Annotated in this window: 13 protein-coding genes; 5 read left to right on the plus strand and 8 right to left on the minus strand. The window is 60.3% G+C overall.

Annotation, left to right across the window (positions count from 1 at the left end; genetic code table 11):
* Positions 1-71 precede the first annotated feature (71 nt).
* On the minus strand, positions 72-938 hold the full coding sequence (locus ACIP66_RS09945; RefSeq protein WP_158834735.1) for a pirin family protein: 867 nt from the start codon (positions 936-938) through the stop codon (positions 72-74).
* A gap of 105 nt (positions 939-1,043) precedes the next feature.
* Between ACIP66_RS09945 and ACIP66_RS09950 the strand changes: the two genes are divergently transcribed.
* Both ACIP66_RS09950 and dkgB read left to right on the plus strand, forming a co-directional pair.
* Positions 1,044-1,952, plus strand: coding sequence for a LysR substrate-binding domain-containing protein (locus tag ACIP66_RS09950; protein ID WP_400647531.1), 909 nt, complete (start codon positions 1,044-1,046; stop codon positions 1,950-1,952).
* 246 nt (positions 1,953-2,198) lie between these two features.
* On the plus strand, positions 2,199-3,002 hold the full coding sequence (gene dkgB / locus ACIP66_RS09955; protein WP_400647533.1) for a 2,5-didehydrogluconate reductase DkgB: 804 nt from the start codon (positions 2,199-2,201) through the stop codon (positions 3,000-3,002).
* A gap of 4 nt (positions 3,003-3,006) precedes the next feature.
* Here dkgB and ACIP66_RS09960 read toward each other — a convergent pair whose 3' ends face one another.
* The 7 genes from ACIP66_RS09960 to ACIP66_RS09990 all read right to left on the minus strand — a co-directional run bounded on the left by ACIP66_RS09960 (position 3,007) and on the right by ACIP66_RS09990 (position 13,806).
* On the minus strand, positions 3,007-6,225 hold the full coding sequence (locus tag ACIP66_RS09960; protein ID WP_400647536.1) for a transporter substrate-binding domain-containing protein: 3,219 nt from the start codon (positions 6,223-6,225) through the stop codon (positions 3,007-3,009).
* Positions 6,226-6,235: 10 nt separating this feature from the next.
* On the minus strand, positions 6,236-6,862 hold the full coding sequence (locus ACIP66_RS09965) for a response regulator transcription factor (RefSeq protein ID WP_282356674.1): 627 nt from the start codon (positions 6,860-6,862) through the stop codon (positions 6,236-6,238).
* A gap of 142 nt (positions 6,863-7,004) precedes the next feature.
* Positions 7,005-7,439: a chemotaxis protein CheY gene (locus tag ACIP66_RS09970; RefSeq protein ID WP_400647539.1), complete on the minus strand. Its 435-nt coding sequence runs from the start codon at positions 7,437-7,439 to the stop codon at positions 7,005-7,007.
* A gap of 148 nt (positions 7,440-7,587) precedes the next feature.
* Positions 7,588-8,304, minus strand: coding sequence for an MgtC/SapB family protein (locus ACIP66_RS09975; RefSeq protein WP_400647542.1), 717 nt, complete (start codon positions 8,302-8,304; stop codon positions 7,588-7,590).
* Positions 8,305-8,466: 162 nt separating this feature from the next.
* Entirely contained in the window at positions 8,467-11,166 is a 2,700-nt protein-coding gene (gene mgtA / locus ACIP66_RS09980; RefSeq protein ID WP_400647545.1) for a magnesium-translocating P-type ATPase, read from the minus strand.
* A 688-nt stretch (positions 11,167-11,854) separates the two neighbouring features.
* A complete protein-coding gene (locus tag ACIP66_RS09985; RefSeq protein ID WP_053118867.1) occupies positions 11,855-13,189 on the minus strand; it encodes a lysine N(6)-hydroxylase/L-ornithine N(5)-oxygenase family protein in 1,335 nt (444 codons plus the stop codon).
* 134 nt (positions 13,190-13,323) lie between these two features.
* The gene (locus tag ACIP66_RS09990; RefSeq protein ID WP_400647548.1) at positions 13,324-13,806 is read right to left on the minus strand and encodes a sigma-70 family RNA polymerase sigma factor; all 483 of its coding nucleotides are present in this window, start codon (positions 13,804-13,806) and stop codon (positions 13,324-13,326) included.
* Positions 13,807-14,129: 323 nt separating this feature from the next.
* Between ACIP66_RS09990 and ACIP66_RS09995 the strand changes: the two genes are divergently transcribed.
* Genes ACIP66_RS09995 through ACIP66_RS10005 form a run of 3 tightly spaced genes read left to right on the plus strand, consistent with a single transcriptional unit; the run spans position 14,130 to position 18,678 of the window.
* Positions 14,130-15,302 carry an efflux RND transporter periplasmic adaptor subunit gene (locus tag ACIP66_RS09995; protein ID WP_400647551.1) on the plus strand — a complete coding sequence of 391 codons (1,173 nt, stop codon included), beginning with the start codon at positions 14,130-14,132 and terminating at the stop codon, positions 15,300-15,302.
* The gene (locus ACIP66_RS10000; protein WP_400647553.1) at positions 15,303-17,276 is read left to right on the plus strand and encodes a MacB family efflux pump subunit; all 1,974 of its coding nucleotides are present in this window, start codon (positions 15,303-15,305) and stop codon (positions 17,274-17,276) included.
* Positions 17,277-17,283: 7 nt separating this feature from the next.
* On the plus strand, positions 17,284-18,678 hold the full coding sequence (locus ACIP66_RS10005) for an efflux transporter outer membrane subunit (protein WP_400647556.1): 1,395 nt from the start codon (positions 17,284-17,286) through the stop codon (positions 18,676-18,678).
* Positions 18,679-18,743: the final 65 nt, after the last annotated feature.

Here is an 18,743-nt window from a genome sequence, read left to right on the forward strand (position 1 = left end):
TCTTTAGGCAACAGCCATCCCTGGCCTTCGAACCGGCCTACGCGTCCTGTGTAGAGCGGAGTGGTTGTGCGTTAAGCGTGCATCTGGCCGAAGCGGCCGGACTGGAAGTCGGCGAAGGCCTGGTGAATTTCCTGCTCGGTGTTCATCACGAACGGGCCGTGGCCGACGATCGGTTCGTCAATCGGTTCGCCGCTGAGCAACAACACCACCGCGTCCTGGCTGGCTTCGAGGGTCAGTTGCTTGCCATCACGTTCGAACAGCGCCAACTGCCCTTCGCGCACCGATTCCACACCGTTGACCTGCACCGAGCCTTTCAATACCACCAGCGCGGTGTTGCGGCCTTCGTGCAGATCCAGCGTCAGCAACTTGCCGGCGTTCAGACGCAGATCCCACACGTCGATTGGCGTAAACGTGCGCGACGGGCCGGTGTGGCCATCGAACTCACCGGCGATCAGGCGCAGGCTGCCGGCGTTGTCCTTGAGCGCGATGCTCGGGATGTCGCTGTCGAGAATGGTCTGGTAGCCCGGCGCGGCCATTTTGTCCTTGGCCGGCAGGTTGACCCACAGCTGCACCATTTCCAGTTTGCCGCCGGTTTTGGCGAAGTCATCCGAGTGAAACTCCTCGTGGAGGATCCCGGACGCCGCCGTCATCCATTGCACATCGCCCGGGCCGATGACGCCGCCACTGCCGGTCGAATCGCGGTGCTGCACTTCACCGTCATAAACGATAGTCACTGTTTCGAAACCACGGTGCGGATGCTGACCAACGCCACGACGATCGGTCGTCGGCGTGAAATCGGCGGGGCCGGCGTGATCGAGCAGCAGGAACGGGCTGATGTGTTTGCCCAGGTTGTCGTAGGAAAACAGCGTGCGAACCGGGAAACCATCGCCGACCCAATGGCCGCGTGGGCTGGTGTAGATACCGATGATGTTTTTCATGGTTGTCTCCAATTGGGGTGAGTGATGCAATGGATTAAGCTTAAATCCATGACCATTAATGCACTAGACTGCAAAAATCAGCCTTAGCGTTCTATCTGGAGAACGATGGTGGAAGACCTCAACACCCTTTACTACTTCACCCAAGTGGTCGAACACCACGGATTCGCCGCCGCCGGCCGTGCGCTGGACATGCCCAAATCGAAGCTCAGCCGGCGCATTGCCGAGCTGGAAGAACGCCTCGGTGTACGCCTGCTGCACCGCACCAGCCGCCATTCTTCGCTGACTGAAATCGGCCAGGCCTATTACCAGCGTTGTCTGGCCATGCGCATCGAAGCCGAAAGCGCCGCCGAACTGATCGAACGCAACCGCTCCGAGCCGCAAGGGCTGGTGCGCCTGAGTTGCCCGACGGCGCTGCTCAACTCGTGGGTCGGGCCGATGCTCACTCGCTACATGCTCAAGTATCCGCTGGTTGAGTTGTTCATCGAGAGCACCAATCGTCGCGTCGACCTGATTCACGAAGGTTTCGATATCGCTTTGCGCGTGCGCTTTCCGCCGCTGGAAAACACCGACATGGTGATGAAGGTGCTGGGCAACAGCATGCAGTCGGTGGTCGGTAGCCCGCAGTTTGTCGAACGCCTGTCATCACCGCCCTCGCCCGCTGACCTCAACGGTTTGCCGAGCCTGCATTGGGGCGCGGCGCAGCGTGAGTATCAGTGGGAATTGCTCGGGCCGAATGACAACACGGCGCTGATCCGGCACACGCCGCGCATGGTTACTGATGATTTGATTGCATTACGTCAGGCAGTGATTGCCGGGGTCGGCGTGGCGCATTTGCCGAGTGTGGTGGTGCGCGAGGACATTGCCGCCGGGCGCGTGGTGGAGTTGATTCCGGGGTGGGCACCGAAGTGTGGGGTGGTGCATGCGATCTTTCCGTCGCGGCGGGGGTTGTTGCCGTCGGTGCGGACGTTGATTGATTTTCTCGGCGAGGAATTTACGCGTAGCGACATTGCGTGAATCGGCGGCGCGCCCTTCGCGAGCAAGCTCGCTCCCACAGGGATTTATGTTGGTAATGAATGTTGTGTACACCCCCAAATCCTGTGGGAGCGAGCTTGCTCGCGATGAGGCCAGTCCAGACAACACAAAAACCAGGATTGATTCATGACTTCTGCTCAACACTGCTTTGCCCCGGCAGCGGTTTTTCTCAAGGATGCACACGCGGATACTCGACCCCATTCCCACTGCAATCCCTTGGAGTCTTTCATGTCTGTTCCCGCTTTCGGCCTCGGTACCTTTCGCCTGCAAGGCCAGGTCGTCATCGACTCGGTGACCACCGCCCTCGAACTCGGCTATCGCGTCATCGACACCGCGCAAATTTATGAAAACGAAGCGGACGTCGGCCAGGCCATCGCCGCCAGCGGCATCCCCCGCGAAGACCTGTTCATCACCAGCAAAATCTGGATCGCCAACTTCGCCAAGGATCGCCTGATCGACAGCCTCAAAGAGAGCCTGCAGAAACTGCAGATCGACTACCTCGACCTGACGCTGATCCACTGGCCATCGCCGGAAGACCAAGTGCCCGTCGAAGAATTCATGGGAGCTCTGCTGGAAGCCAAACGTCTGGGCCTGACCCGGCAGATCGGCGTATCCAACTTCACCATCGACCTGATGAAGCAAGCGATCAAAGCCGTCGGCGCCGACAATATCGCCACCAACCAGATCGAACTGCACCCGTACCTGCAAAACCGCGCGGTGGCTGAGTTCGCCAAAAGCCAGGGCATTCACATCACCTCGTACATGACCCTTGCTTACGGTGAAGTCTTGAAGGATCCGGTGATCGAGCAGATCGCCACGCGCCTGCAAGCCACTCCGGCACAAGTCACGCTGGCATGGGCCATGCAATCGGGTTACGCGGTGATTCCGTCGTCGACCAAGCGCGCCAACCTGCACAGCAACCTCGGCGCCACCGCCCTCAAGCTGAGCGATGCCGACATGGCGCAAATCGCCACGCTGGATCGCGGCCACCGTTTAACCAGTCCGAAAGGGATTGCGCCAATCTGGGACTGATCGCTCAGGCCTGAAGACGTTGCGCGAGACCTTGCATGGCCTCGCGCAATGCGCTGGCGCTAACCCCCAGCGTAGCGCTTTCAGCATCGCGGCAGGCGTGTTCGAGGTCGGTACACGCCGACACCACGCGCGCGGCGCCGACCATTTGTGCACCGCCCTTGATGTGATGGGCCAGATCGCGCAGGCCGCCACGGTCAGGGGTTTGCAACAGATCGTCGAGGCGCAGCAAATCGGCGTGCAGGCTGTTCAGTACTTCTTTGCGCAGGTGATCGATGAGGGCGCGGTTATTCCCCGCCAACTGCTCCAGCGCGCTGAGGTCGAACTCAGCCTGCGGCGGATTCTCTGATCGCTCGATACCTCGCTCAATGTGGCTGGCGCCGCTCAACCCCACACTCAGATCGTGCAAACGAATCGGTTTGAACAGGCAATCGTCCATGCCCGCTGCGAGGCAACGAGCTCTTTCCTCGACCAGCGCATTGGCCGTAAAACCAATAATCAAACGTCGACCGACACCTGCGAGCGCTTCGTCCTGACGAATCGCGCGCGCCAGTTCATAACCGCTGCGCCGGGGCATGTTGCAGTCGGTGATCAGCACGTCAAAAGATTGCTCGCGCCACAGTTTCAAGCCCTGCTCGCCGTCTTCAGTGTCGACCGTCCGGTGCCCCAACTCACTGAGTTGCCAACACAGCAACAAGCGGTTCACCGGGTGATCGTCCACCACCAGAATGCTCAGCGATTGCACGGGTTCGGAGGCGATTGGCGTGGGCGCATGGTTTTGTTCGAGCGCTTCCAGCAACGCCACTTCAAGGCGAACGGTGACTCGCGTGCCGACGCCGGTTTTGCTCTCGAGTTGCAACTCGCCGCCCATCATTTCGCACAGGCTGCGACTGATGACCAAGCCCAACCCCGAACCACTGCGCGCCGCATGCGGGTCATTGCCGGCCTGCACAAATGGACTGAACAAACGCTGCCTGTCTTCAGGGCTGATGCCAATGCCGCTGTCTTCGATAATCACGCAGACCGCCAGTTGTCCGGCCTCCAAAGCATTCATGCGCAGTTGCAAACTCACTTCGCCGGTCTCGGTGAACTTGATCGCATTGCTCAGCAGATTGGACAGCACCTGCTTGAACCGCGTCGGGTCGATCAGCACATCAACGTCACTGCCAGCCTCTAGATCAAGGTGCCAGAGCAACCGTTTCTGCCGCGCCAACCCTTCAAACACCCGGCACACCGATCCCACCAGTTCACGCAGATTCGCGCGTTCGGGCGCCAGCGATAAATGCCCCGATTCAATCCGCGCAATATCAAGAATGTCGCCAATCAGCGCCAGCAATTGCTGCCCGGCACTGGATGCAACCTGAATCGCCAGACGATCAGTCACGCCCTCCTCCGCGCGTTTCAGGGCCAGTTCAAGCATGCCGATCAAGGCGTTCATCGGCGTGCGGATTTCATGGCTCATGGTCGCCAGAAACGTGGTTTTCGCGCGATTGGCATCGTCGGCCGCATCCTTGGCCTCCTGCAATTGCTGCAACCATTGCTGACGTTGACGGATCTGCCGACGCTGAAAACCGATCCAGGCCAGCGCTAATAGCAGCAACACCGCAGCGCCGATAAAACCGCGCAAAATCTCCCCGCGATGACGCAGCCAATAGCTGTCATCGACCACCATGTCATGGCTCCAGCGGCCGACCAGTTCATCGATTTCCTGCGGCGCGATGCTCAGCAATGCCTTGTTCAGAATCGACTGAAGCTCAGCCGCCTGCGGCACCGTGGCCAAGGCGATTCTGGCGGGTTGATCACCGACGGTGGTGACAATGCGCACGCGCTCACGGTAGTGACGGGCAATCAGATAGCGCGCCACCAGCAACGAACTCACGGTCGCGTCTGCCTGGCCTTTACCGATCATGTCCATGCCCGCCGCCGGGCTGGGCACTTCGACCAATTTCACTAGCGGCGCATGTTCGAGCAGATAACCACGCAACGGATGCCCGCGATAAATCGCCAGGCGTTTGCCGGCCAGATCATCGAGGCTGCGCGGGCTGTCCACACCTGCAGCCGTGACCAGCACGAACGGATTGCTCAGATACGCTCGGGTAAAGCGCAATTCGGCTTCACGCTCACTGCTCGGCGTCACCACTGGCAGCACATCGAGCTCGCCAGCCTTCAATTGCTCGATCTGGCGATCCAGCGAGCGACCGCGCACCACCTCGAACGTCAGGCCGCTGCGCTGACTGATCAGACTCAACAACGGCGCCGCAAGCCCGCTGAGGCGACCTTCGGCATCAAAAAACGACAGCGGCGCAAAATCATCGATAACGCCGACCCGCACGCGCGGATGCTGGTCGAGCCAGCGCTGTTCTTTGGCACTCAGGCGTACTTGCGACTGCTCGGCCATTTCCGCGCGCCCGGCGCTCCAGCGTTGTTCGATGATCTGCCGTTGATGCAGGGGAATGGCGGCCAGCGCCTTGTCGATGATCCGTTTCAATCGCGCATCCGTGCGGCGCAGTGCGAAGCCGAACGGGTTGGCATCCAGCCCGGACGGCCCGGCCAGTTGCACGTCGTTGCGGTAATTGGTGTTGATCAGGTAATTGGCGCTGATGAAGTCGCCGAGGTACGCATCGTTCCTGCCGAAGGCCACCGCGCCGAGTGCGTCCATGGCTGAGCGGTAGCGCTGAATATGGGTCTGTGGATAAAAACCCTGCACGGTCGCCAGTGGCAAATAGTCTTCGGCCATGGCCAGGCGTTTGCCGGCAAGATCGGCCAGCGGCGCGTCTCCGAGCCGGGTCACCAGCATTGGCTGATCTTCGGCGTACGCGCGGGACAGCACCAGCTCAGGGTCAGCCAGTTCAAAGTTGTTCGAGGTGCCTAGTACGTCCAACTCGCCCCGTTTGAGCGCGGTAATGGCCGCTTCCCGATTGGCGTAACGCAGCACTTCGACACGCATATTCAGCAGTTGCGCGAGCAGATCAGCGTAATCGGCGCTGAGCCCTTCCAGTTGATGGTGGTTGCGGGTCAATTCGAACGGCGGGTAGTCCGGCCCGGAAATGCCCATGCGCAACACCGGGTGCTGGCGCAACCAGTGTCGGTCGGTGCCGTCGAGCCGTACGTGAACATTCTCCAGCCGGGTTCGCGTGAGGATCTCCAGTGCCATCGGTGCTACGTCAGCCCACGCCGTCAGCTCCCAAACAGCCAACACGATCAGAAGCCAGCGGCCCAGCCTCATGTGCGACCCCTCAGATCAAATGATTGCGCTTGGCGAAGTCACGCAAGTGAACGGCAGACGCGACGCCGAGTTTGGTCATCAATCGGGTTTTATAGGTGCTGACGGTCTTGTGGCTGAGGTGCATGTCTTCGGCGATGGACTTGTTGGATTTACCCAGCCCCAGTTGCACGAAGATGCTCAACTCCCGGTCGGAGAGCTGATCGATCAGCTGCTTTTCGGTGTATTGCAGGGAGTTGGATGAATGTGCCTGATCAGGCAATGCCGTGAAGTAGGTGTACCCCGACATCAGCGCCTGAATCGCCTTGTGCAACTGCTCCAGCTGATTGGTCTTGGGCACAAACGCCATGGCGCCAGCACGCAGGCAGCGCTCCTGATAAAAACGCGCTTCACGCGAGGTGAAGATCAGCACCCGACAGTTCAGATCATTGGCCTTGATCCGCGCCAGCACTTCGAGACCATCCAGGCCAGGCAAATTCAGATCGAGTATCAGCAGATCCGGCTGGTGTTGGCGGATCAATGCCAAAACCTCAAGACCACTGGAGGTTTCGTGGATAACTTTGAAGCCTTCGGCTTGCAGCACGATTCTGACGGCGGCAAACACCACCGGATGATCTTCGACGACCAGCGCTGACTTCATGAACACTCCCGATGGCAAGACCAGACGATGGCGCCCCGCTGTCGCGTTGAGCGGACAGGGTGGCTGCGCAAAGACTGTTGCACGGGAACGACGGCGAATCTACCTGTCAGGTTTGACAGTTGCGGCCATTGAATATTTGTGTCTAAGCCTGACGTTTCAACGCTGGAACACGCATCATGTCAGCGCAGGCTCCAGGTTTTGGCGCATCGGCCAGCGCCGCCAACTGCTCGATCATTCGCGCATTCGGCAGCACGCAATGGCTGATCTGCACATTATCCTGCGCAAAACCCGGAATCGCCCGTGATGGCGCAGTAGGTTCGTTGTAGATCAAGGCGTGGCGAACATGCGGGTTATCGAGGAAAAACCCCAGAAGATCCAGTGAGCCTGCGGCCATTTCAGCGTTGATCACCACGACATCAAAGGGTTCGCAGCCGTAATCGACCAGGGTCAGCAGGTCGACCAGGCTCTGCACCGGTGCCACGCGGTAGTAGCCGAGGCCATTGAATGCACGCTCGATTTTCATGCGGTGAAAATGTTGCGGATCGGCGATCAGAATGCGCAGGGCTTTGTTGTTCATCGTAAACCTCACGGGTTAAACGGCTTCAAATGAATGCAAGCCTACGGAGGCCAAACGGAAGATTCTGTAGGACGCGTCCTAAAAAGACTGGCGGTAATTCCTTGATTCACGCGCTCGGCCACGCCAAGCCGGCGCCAATAAAGTGCCGCTATTCGGTGGTACTCGGACTCCAGAACGCCTGCACCACCAACGCTGACGTCGAGATCCGCGCGACCAATGCGTCCAGCTCATCGCCGTCCACCGACGTTGTCGCCAATGTCGCTTCGATTTCAATTTCATCGGCACCAAAGGCATGCACGTCGACATCACTGGCCGGGTAGTTGCTGCGTTCCAGCTCCGCTTCGAGCAACGCGAACACCGCCGTTTGCTGCGAACGCCGGGCGATGACGTAAACGATGTTGGTGACTTCCGCCGACACCACGTCCAGCGGTTGGCGGTTGATGTTGTTGACGATCGGCCGCAGCAAGGTGTTCGCAGCGAGGACGAACAGCGTGCCGAGCACGGCTTCGGCGAGCAGGTCGGCGCCGGCGCAGGCGCCCACTGCCGCAGACGTCCACAGGGTGGCGGCGGTGTTGAGGCCGCGCACGTTGCCCTCTTCACGCATGATCACCCCGGCGCCGAGAAAACCGATGCCGGAGACCACGTAAGCGACCACACGCACCGCGCCTTCAGCGCCGGCGAGACGGTTGGCCATGTCGACGAAAATCGCCGCACCGACCGCCACCAGCACGTTGGTGCGCAGACCCGCCGTGCGTTGTCGGTACTGGCGCTCGAAACCGATCAGGCCACCGAGGATGAACGCGGCGCTGAGGCTGACGAGGGTATCGAGCAGTGAATCGAGGTTGAGGTTGTTGATGGCTTGCATCGTCATCTCCCTGAAAAAAACACAAACCCCCTTGTGGGGCCTGCTTAGAACGAGTCCCCTGTAGGAGCTGCCGAAGGCTGCGATCTTTTGATGTTGCCTTATGAAAACAAGATCAAAAGATCGCAGCCTTCGGCAGCTCCTACAGGGGAACCGGTGTTGCTGTTATTGCCAGCCGAAGCGGCGGATGTAGAAGCCTTTCACCGCTTGGGTCAGCGCCATGTACGCCAGCAGGATCACCGGCAGGAATACGAAGTACAGCGACGGCAGCGCCTGCAATTTGAAGTAGTGCGCCAGCGGCCCCATCGGCAGGAAGATGCCGACCGCCATGATGATTCCGGTCATCACCAGCAGCGGCATGGCGGCACGGCTTTGCAGGAACGGAATCTTCGGCGTGCGGATCATGTGCACGATCAGCTTGAGGGTGATCGGGCGGACCACCAACCAGAGGGACTGGAACAGGGTCTGGTGATCCGGGGTGTTGGCATCGAAGACGTACCACATCAAGGCGAACGTGGTGATGTCAAAGATCGAACTGATCGGGCCGAAAAACAGCATGAAGCGCCCGACGTCGCCCGGCTGCCAGCGTTGCGGTTTTTTCAGCATTTCCTCGTCGACGTTATCGAATGGAATGGCAATCTGCGAAATGTCGTAGAGCAGGTTCTGCACCAACAGGTGCATCGGCAGCATTGGCAGGAACGGAATAAACGCACTGGCGACCAGCACCGAGAACACGTTGCCGAAGTTGGAGCTGGCGGTCATCTTGATGTACTTGAGCATGTTGGCGAAGGTGCGCCGCCCTTCGAGCACGCCCTCCTCCAGCACCATCAGGCTCTTTTCCAGGAGGATGATGTCGGCCGCTTCCTTGGCGATGTCCACCGCGCTGTCCACGGAAATACCGATGTCGGCGGTGCGCAGGGCTGGCGCATCGTTGATGCCGTCGCCCATGAACCCGACCACGTGACCATTGCCTTTAAGTATGCGCACGATGCGCTCCTTGTGCGACGGCGTCAGTTTGGCGAAGACATTGGTGGTCTCTACCGCCACCGCCAGTTCGGCATCGCTCATGCGCTCGACGTCGTTGCCCAGCAGCAGGCCTTGTTGCGCGAGGCCGACTTCACGGCAGATCTTCGCGGTCACCAGTTCGTTGTCGCCGGTCAGCACTTTCACTGCCACGCCATGTTCGGCCAAGGCTTTCAGCGCGGGCGCAGTGCTTTCTTTCGGTGGATCGAGGAACGCCACGTAACCAATCAGCGTCAGTTCCTGTTCATCGGCCAGGCTGTAAATCTCACGACCTTCGGGCATCGAGCGAGCGGCCACGGCCACCACGCGCAAGCCTTCAGCGTTGAATGCTGCGGTGACCTGACGAATCTTGGTCAGCAATTCATCGCTCAAGGCTTCATCGACGTCGCCGTGACGCACGCGGCTGCACACCGCCAGCACTTCTTCCACCGCGCCTTTGCAGATCAGCTGATGCGGTTGGCCACGCCCTTCGACCACCACCGACATGCGCCGACGATTGAAGTCGAACGGGATCTCATCGACCTTGCGAAACGCTGTGCCGACTTTCAGTTCGCGGTGGATTTCCACGTGTTCCAGCACCGCGACATCCAGCAGGTTTTTCAGGCCGGTCTGGTAGTAGCTGTTGAGGTAGGCCATTTCCAGCACGTCATCGGAATCAGCGCCCCACACGTCGACATTGCGCGCGAGGAAGATCTTGTCCTGCGTCAGCGTGCCGGTCTTGTCGGTGCACAGCACGTCCATCGCGCCGAAGTTCTGGATCGCATCGAGGCGTTTGACGATGACCTTTTTGCGCGACAGAAACACCGCGCCTTTGGCCAGCGTCGAGGTGACGATCATCGGCAGCATTTCCGGGGTCAGGCCGACAGCAATCGACAGCGCGAACAGCAGTGCTTCCGTCCAGTCACCCTTGGTGAAACCGTTGATGAACAGCACCAGCGGCGCCATGACGAACATGAAACGGATCAACAGCCAGCTGACTTTGTTGACGCCTTGCTGGAACGAAGTGACCGCGCGATCGGTTGCGCCAACTCGCTGGGCCAGCGCACCGAAATAGGTGCTGTTGCCGGTGGTCAGGATCACCGCCACTGCTGTGCCGGACACCACGTTGGTGCCCATGAACAGGATGTTGTCCAGCTCCAGCGGATTGCGCGTGTCGCGATCAGCCTGACGCGGAAACTTCTCCACCGGCATCGATTCGCCGGTCATTGCAGCTTGGCTGACGAACAGATCCTTGGCGTTGAGCACGCGGCAATCGGCAGGAATCATGTCACCGGCCGAGAGCACGATCAGATCGCCCGGCACCAGTTGTTTGATCGGCAACTCGCTGCGTGGCGCGTCGCGGCGCATCACGGTGGCGGTGTTGCTGACCATGGCTTTCAGTGCATCGGCGGCCTGGTTGGATTTGCTCTCCTGCCAGAAGCGCAGCAGCGTCGACAGCACCACCATGGAGAAAATCACCACGGCGGCCTTGAGGTCTTCGGTCAGCCACGAGATCACCGCCAACAGGGTCAGCAGCAGGTTGAACGGGTTTTTGTAGCAGTGCCACAGGTGAGTCCACCAAGGCAGTGGCTGCTCGTGTTCGACTTCGTTGAGGCCGTATTGCGCACGCAGCGCATCGACTTCGAAATCGGTGAGGCCATCGGAATGCGTGCCCAATGACGACAGCAGCACACCGCTGTCGCAATGCGCGGCATCGACCAGAGTGTTGGCCAGAGTCGGCGGGACTTCACGGCTGACCGTGGTGTCGTTGATCGATTCCAGCAACGCCAGGCGACGAAAGTGCCGGGCGATGTGGCGAGTGCGCAGGAAGCCTGCGAAAAATTCCTTGAGCGTAAGTTTCATGGCTGTTGCCCCTGTGGTCAGCCGGGAAACCGTCAAGCAGGTACGGCTGCGCCTCGTCCGCCGGAAAAACCGGCACGGCAAGGCTTGGCGCGCCGGTCAGAAAAGACAGGCGTGTCGATAGGGCTGCGATCACGACAATAAAGTCGAAACCACGCTCTGTTCAGCGTCGATGAGAAGGACGTCTAGCCATGGCCCAGGACGGGTCATGCACGGGATGCCGCTGCTCGCTTTTACGGCGAGACAACGACAGAGAAAGTCTGCGCGTTATCTTGCCGAGAATCTGCCGGTTACCGAGACCGGCCGACAACTGTCACTCGAACAAGTACCCACTGTGGGTCTCCGCTATTGATGAAAACGCGCGAAGCTTACGCCCCGATGATTGGAGAGTAAACCCGCAAAAGGCAGTGCGTTGGGGAATGTGGGGGATGTTCAGGAAGGGTTCAGGATGATCGTTCCCACGCTCTGCGTGGAAATGCAGCCCGGGACGCTCCGCGTCCCTGTCGAAGGCCGAACGCGGAGCGTCCGTGAGGCATTCCCACGCAGAGCGTGGGAACGATCTGGTTCAAATTTCACGGTGTTTTTGATGGCCCCTTCGCGAGCAAGCTCGCTCCCACATTTTGTCCTGCGTACACAGAACCATTGTGGGAGCGAGCTTGCTCGCGAAAGCGGTGGATCAGGCAACGCAGATTCAGCTGGCAGTCGCCAGTAGTAAGTCCGCCATCGACCGATGTCCGCGGTTCTTGCCATGCTCATACAGCGAGCCGGCGATCTCGTCCGCACGAATCGGCAGCACCGATAACAAGGTGTCGCTCAAACCATGGCTGGCCTGGCAGAAGCCCTGCATGTAGATGCCGGCCTTGCAGCGCTCGTCGGTGATGAGTTTGTAATTACGGTCGACCTCGAAATCACCGAGGTACTCTTCCAGCGGCGCCAGCAGTTTGCGGTGCATCTGCCGCTCGTAACCGGTGGCCAGAACAACGGCATCGTAGTTGCGCACGGTGACTTCGCCGGTGGCGTTGTTGCGCACGGCCAGTTCGATACCGTTTTCGGTCGCGGTAGCGCTCTCGACAGTGGTCAATGTGCGGAAAGCGTGACGGGCAATCCCGGAGACCTTCTGGCGGTAGAAGATGCCGTAGATGCGCTCGATCAAATCGATGTCGACCACCGAGTAGTTGGTGTTGTGGTACTCGTTGACCAGACGCTCACGCTCGGCGCTGTTCTGCTGGAACACCAGGTCGGTGAACTCCGGCGAAAACACTTCGTTGACGAACGGGCTGTCGTCCGCAGGCTTCAGTGCCGAGCCGCGCAGGATCATGTCGACCTGCACCGACGGGAACGAATCATTCAGGTCGATAAACGCTTCCGCCGCGCTCTGCCCGCCGCCGATGATTGCGATGCTCATCGGCTGATTGTTCACGCACGGCTGCTTGGCCATTTGCGACAAATATTGCGAATGGTGGAACACACGGCTGTCGCCCTTCAGCGCTTTGAACGCTTCTGGAATACGCGGCGTGCCACCGGCGCTGACCACCACCGAACGGGTGGTGCGCACATGTTGCTGGCCGTCGCTGCCACGGGAAATCACGCGCAGCGCTTCAACCTGATGGTTGTGCAGCACCGGCTCGATGGTCAGCACTTCTTCGCCGTAACGGCTCTGCTCGGTGAACTTGCCGGCGACCCAGCGCAGGTAGTCGTTGTACTCCATGCGGCACGGATAAAACGTGCCGAGGTTGATGAAGTCGACCAGACGGCCGTGATCCTTCAGGTAGTTGACGAACGAGTACGGGCTGGTCGGATTGCGCAGGGTCACCAGATCCTTGAGGAAGGAAATCTGCAACTCGCTTTGCGTCGACAGGGTGTTGCCGTGCCAACTGTAATTGGCCTGCTTGTCGAGGAACAGCACATCCAGCTCGCCATGGATCGGGCCGCGCTCTTGCAGAGCGATGGCCAGCGCCAGGTTCGAAGGGCCGAAACCGACGCCGATCAGGTCGTGAACGATGGGCGATGCAATTGCCTGAGTCATTTCCAGTGTCCTCTGGAGGAACCCCTCAACAAGGGGCATGGAGAGCCTAAGTGACCTGACCGGCCTTGAGCAGGACAGCAGGTCGTCTGTTGAGTAGGAACGAGGACAGTGAAATAAAATTTAACGAAGTCGGCTCAATGGGCATCCCATTGTTTGATCCGCACGCGGCAATGTTTCATCGCATTGACGATGTGTTTTTCCACCAGCGCCTTGGAAATGCCCAGCTGTTCGGCGATTTCCGGATGCGACAGGCCTTCGATCTTGCGCAGCAGAAAACTGTCGCGACACAGCGGCGGCAGTTCTGCCAACGCGCGCTGGAGCATTTCCAGACGCTGGCCGTGATCGAGAGTGCTGTGGGGCGACGGGCTGAAATAGCGCTCTTCGTTGTCGAGCACATCGAGTGATTCGACCTGGCGCAAGGCGTTGCGCCGATGGTCGTCGATGACCAGGTTCAGCGCCGTGCGATAAAGAAACGCACGCGGTTGCTCGATCGGGGTATCGCTGGAACGTTCCAGCACCCGCAGATAGGCGTCATGCACCACATCTTCGGCAATCTGACGATTGCCGAGCTTGGCGTTGAGGAAACACACCAGCTCGCGATAGTAGTTTTCCAACATGACTCCCGGCCGCAAACGTGCGGTTTCTGTCCTTGAGCACACCGATTGACGACGGCGTGAAACGCAGTAGCAAGATAGTGGCAACTTGAGGTGCGTAATTTATAGTAATTCTCATATAGATTTAAAGTGGTGTTTGCCGTTGCCCGATAAATAGTGCTGCGCTATAGCTGTTACTTCGTGTGTCAGCGCTTAAATTCCGCCGCTCTTTCCTCGTTTACAGGACAGCTCCCCGTGTCTGTCGCGCCCCGCGACAGCGTTCAGCGCTGCCCCCTCTGTGCGCGGCGGCCGGATGACGGGCCGAATTCCACTGGCCGGAACCCTGCATGAAACGTCCCCGCCCCGCCCGACGCGCCCTGCTCGTAGTCCTTTGTCTGATCCCTGTCGTCGGCTATGCCGCGTGGCAAATGTTGCCGCCGGGGCGGGATAAATTCGCCACCGTGCAAGTGTCGCGCGGCGATATAGAAAGCAGCGTCACCGCCCTCGGCACCCTGCAACCGCGACGTTATGTGGATGTCGGTGCGCAGGCTTCCGGGCAGATTCAGAAGATCCACGTCGAAGTCGGTGACGTGGTCAAGGAAGGCCAGTTGCTGGTGGAAATCGACCCGTCGACGCAAAAGGCCAAACTCGACGCCGGGCGCTTTTCGATCGAAAACCTCAAGGCGCAATTGCAGGAACAGCGCGCGCAACATGAGCTGGCACAGCAGAAATATCAGCGTCAGCAAAACCTCGCTGCCGGCGGCGCGACCCGCGAAGAAGACGTGCAAACCGCCCGCGCCGAATTGAAGGCCACGCAGGCGCGCATCGACATGTTCCAGGCGCAGATCCGCCAGGCCGAAGCCAGCCTGCGCAGCGATCAAGCCGAGCTCGGCTACACACGCATTTACGCGCCGATGGCCGGCACCGTGGTCGCTCTCGATGCACGCGAAGGCCAGACCCTCAACGCTCAGCAACAGACGCCACTGATTTTGCGCATCGCCAAACTGTCGCCGATGACCGTGTGGGCCGAGGTTTCCGAGGCGGATATCGGTCACGTCAAACCGGGCATGAGCGCTTACTTCACCACGCTCAGCGGCGGCAATCGGCGCTGGAGCAGCACTGTGCGGCAGATCCTGCCGGTGCCGCCCAAACCCCTCGATCAAACCAGTCAGGGCGGCGGCAGCCCGACCAGCACCAGCAAAAGCGGCAGCGCTCGCGTGGTGCTTTACACCGTTCTGCTCGATGTCGATAACGCCGACAACGCGCTGATGGCGGAAATGACCACGCAGGTGTTCTTCGTCGCCAATCAGGCCAAGGACGTGCTCACCGCGCCAGTCGCCGCCCTGCAAGGCAGCGTCAAGGCTGACCGGCAGACCGCGCAAGTCGTCGCCGCCAACGGCAACATCGAATCGCGCGAAGTGCGCACCGGCATCAGTGATCGGCTCAAGGTGCAGATCCTCGATGGCCTCAATGAAGGCGATCATCTGCTGATCGGCCCGGCCACTGGCAGCGGTGGTTGAATGCAAACGCCCCTGATCGACCTGCAGGACATTCGCAAATCCTACGGTGGCGGCGACGCGCCTGAAGTTCACGTGCTGCGTGGCATCGACCTGTCGATCCACGCTGGCGAATTCGTCGCGATTGTCGGCGCGTCCGGCTCCGGCAAATCGACGCTGATGAACATCCTTGGCTGCCTCGATCGACCGACCTGTGGCGAATACCGTTTCGCCGGGGAAAACGTCGCCGGCCTCGACAGCGATGAACTGGCCTGGCTGCGCCGCGAAGCCTTCGGTTTCGTGTTTCAGGGTTATCACCTGATTCCATCCGGCTCGGCCCAGGAAAACGTAGAGATGCCGGCGATCTATGCCGGCACTCCGGCCACCGAACGGCATGCTCGCGCCGCCGCCCTGCTCGACCGGCTAGGCCTCGCCGAACGCACCGGCAACCGCCCGCATCAGTTGTCCGGCGGTCAGCAGCAACGGGTGTCGATTGCCCGCGCCTTGATGAACGGCGGCCACATCATTCTCGCCGACGAACCGACCGGCGCCCTCGACAGCCACAGCGGCAAAGAAGTCATGGCGCTGCTCGACGAGCTGGCCAGTCAGGGCCACGTGGTGATCCTCATCACCCACGATCGCGAAGTGGCGGCGCGGGCCAAACGCATCATCGAAATCAGCGACGGCCTGATCATCAGCGACAGCGCCAAAGACAATCCCGACGCCCAGACCAGCGCCAACCCCGGCGCCTTGCAAGCGGTCGACTTGCGCAAGCGTCTGAGCGAAGGCGCCGAAGCCACTGGCGCCTGGAAAGGCGAACTGGTCGACGCGCTGCACGCGGCGTGGCGAGTGATGTGGATCAACCGCTTCCGCACCGCGCTGACGTTGCTCGGCATCATCATCGGCGTGGCTTCAGTGGTGGTGATGCTCGCCGTCGGTGAAGGCAGCAAGCGTCAGGTCATGGCGCAAATGGGCGCGTTTGGTTCGAACATTCTGTACCTGAGCGGCTCGGCGCCGAACCCGCGCACGCCACCGGGCATCATCACCCTCGACGATGTCCGCGCGCTGGCGAGCCTGCCGCAAGTGCAACGCATCATGCCGGTGATCGGCACCGAGGCTGGCGTGCGTTACGGCAATGCTGACCACTTGAGTTACGTCGGCGGCAACGACACCAACTTCCCGGCGATCTTCAATTGGCCGGTGGTGGAAGGCAGTTACTTCACCGAGCAGGACGAGCGACACGCCTCGGCCGTCGCGGTGATCGGCCATAAGGTGCGCAACAAATTACTCAAGGACGTGGCCAACCCGATCGGCCAATACATCCTTATCGAAAACGTGCCGTTTCAGGTGGTCGGCGTGCTCGCGGAAAAAGGCGCCAGTTCCGGTGATTCCGACAGTGACGACCGCATCGCCGTACCCTATTCGGCGGCCAGCGTGCGCCTGTTCGGCACCCACGATCCGGAATACGTGGCCATCGCCGCCACCGATGCGCGCAAGGTCAAAGAGGCCGAACACGCCATCGAACAGCTGATGCTGCGCTTGCACAACGGCAAAAAGGATTTCGAACTGACCAACAACGCCGCGATGATTCAGGCCGAGGCGCGCACGCAAAACACCCTGTCGCTGATGCTTGGCTCGATCGCCGCGATCTCGCTACTGGTCGGCGGTATCGGTGTGATGAACATCATGCTGATGACCGTCCGCGAACGTACCCGCGAGATCGGTATTCGCATGGCCACCGGCGCGCGCCAACGCGACATCCTCCGCCAGTTCCTCACCGAAGCGGTGATGCTTTCGGTGGTCGGCGGCATCGCCGGGATCGCCCTCGCGCTGATCGGTGGCGGCGTGTTGATCCTCAGCGAAGTCGCCGTGGCGTTCTCGTTGCTCGCGGTGCTCGGCGCCTTCGGTTGCGCCCTTGTGACCGGTGTTGTCTTCGGCTTCATGCCGGCCCGCAAAGCTGCCCGGCTCGACCCGGTCACGGCCCTTACCAGTGAATGATCGATCTATGAAACCGCGCCTCAGTTTGTTCACCGTGTGCCTGCTCCTCAGCGCCTGCGGCAGTCCCGTTCAGCGCCCGGACAGCGGCGTGCAAGCACCCGCTATGTGGCAATCACCGCACAGCGCCAGCGTCGCCCGCAACAACCCGCAATGGTGGACACAGTTTGGCAGCCCGGAGCTGGATCGTCTGATCGAACAGGCTCGCGTCGGCAGTTTTGACCTTGCCGCTGCCGTGGCGCGCGTTCAGCAGGCGCAGGCCAGCACAGTGATTGCTGGCGGCTCGTTGCTGCCGGAGGTCAAGGCCGGGCTGAATGCCAATCGGCAGAAACTGTTGCGCGGCAAGGGTTATAGCCAGCTGGATGCCGACAGCAATAACAAGGCAGTGGACTATTTCGATGCCAATTTGAGCGCGACGTACGAGATCGATTTCTGGGGCGGTAAACAGGCGTCTCGCGACAGTGCGCAATTTGCGTTGCAGGCCAGCGAATTTGATCGCGCGACGGTTGAGCTGACGTTGCTCAGCGGCGTTGCCAATACTTATGCGCAAACCTTGTCGTTGCGTGAGCAGAGCCGCATTGCCGAACTGAATCTGGCTAACGCGCAAAGCGTGCTGAAACTGGTGCAGACGAGGTTTGATTCCGGCTCGGCGACAGCGCTGGAACTGGCGCAGCAGAAAAGCCTGGTCGCCGCCCAGCAACGGCAACTGCCGCTGGTGCAACAACAGGCGCAGGATGCGTTGATCAGCCTCGCCGCCCTGCTCGGGCAACCGGTGCAGCAACTCGCGGCCAATCAGGAATCATTCGATCGCCTGCAATGGCCGGGGATTGCCAGCGGTGTGCCGAGCGATTTGCTCACCCATCGCCCGGACATTGCTCGCGCCGAAGCACAATTGGCGGCCGCCGAGGCTGATGTCAAAGTCGCTCGCGCCGCGATGTTGCCCACTGTCACATTGACGGCGCAGCTCGGCTCGGGCGCTGACAAGTTTGATGACTTGATCCGCAGTCCTTTCTACAACCTGACTGCGGGGCTGGTCGCACCTATCTTCAATAACGGCCGTCTCAGCGCTGAGCGCGACAAGGCCACGGCGCGTCAGGATGAGCTGCTGCAAACCTATCGCGGCGCGATCATCAACGGCTTCGCCGACGTCGAAAAAGCCCTCAACAGCATTCGCGGGCTGGACGAACAACGCCAATGGCAGAGCGAAGAACTGAGTCAAGCACAGACCGCTTTCAACATCGCCCAAAGCCGTTATCAGGCCGGGGCCGAGGACTTGCTGACGGTTTTGGAAACCCAGCGCACGCTGTATGCAGCGCAGGATCTGAACGTGCACCTACGGCTGTCGCGGGTGCAGGCGAGCATCGCGCTGTACAAGGCGCTTGGGGGTGGGTGGCGGGTTCTCTGAAGTTCAAAAGATCGCAGCCTTCGGCAGCTCCTACAAGGGATCAGGGTAGGAGCTGCCGAAGGCTG

The organism is Pseudomonas sp. NPDC088429 (genome assembly GCF_044753305.1).
GTDB lineage: Bacteria > Pseudomonadota > Gammaproteobacteria > Pseudomonadales > Pseudomonadaceae > Aquipseudomonas > Aquipseudomonas rustica.